Source organism: Peptoniphilus sp. SGI.035, assembly GCF_050315115.1.
GTDB lineage: Bacteria > Bacillota > Clostridia > Tissierellales > Peptoniphilaceae > Peptoniphilus_A.
This window is the reverse complement of record NZ_JBNPOJ010000062.1, coordinates 1-511: the sequence shown is the minus strand read 5'-3', so window position 1 is coordinate 511 and position 511 is coordinate 1. Positions and strand designations below refer to the sequence as shown.

Annotated in this window: 1 protein-coding gene; it reads right to left on the bottom strand. The window is 28.6% G+C overall.

Going from position 1 to position 511, the window contains the following annotated elements:
• Positions 1 to 496 (bottom strand): helix-turn-helix domain-containing protein (locus ACQRC6_RS09845; RefSeq protein WP_427848755.1); only part of this gene is annotated, 496 nt, incomplete at its 3' end.
• Positions 497 to 511: the final 15 nt, after the last annotated feature.

Below are 511 nucleotides of genomic sequence, written 5' to 3'. Positions count from 1 at the left end.
ATTTTGGATTTAATTTTTTTGAGGCTTCTATAGCCTCTTCGTTTGCTTTTTTGGGATGTCTACTCCTTGGCATTATTTTTCTGAATCCGTGTCTTTTTAGAACATAATATATTTGTCCATTACCTATAGAGTGACCAACTAGTTCTCGGTAAGCTTTTTCTATTTCTTTAGCTGTTATTATTTGACCTTTTTCTGCCCTTTCTTCGAATTGTCTTAAAAACTCTTTTTCCTCTTCGAATGTCAAATTTCTATTATTACCAATTCTTTTTTTATTTTTGAGTCCATCAATAGAACTTTTTTTATATTTTCTTAACCATTCAAAGATTGTAGACATTGCAACATCAAGCTTTTCAGAAATTTCTCGTGTTGTTACCCCTTGAAGTTTTAAAATCATTGCTTTTAGTCTAACTTCTTCTTTTTTATTGTTTGTATTTTTTCTGGCTTTTTCAAGCTCATAAATTTCTTTTTTTGTTTTTTCATCTATTGTCTTTTTCATATTCTTATTATACAC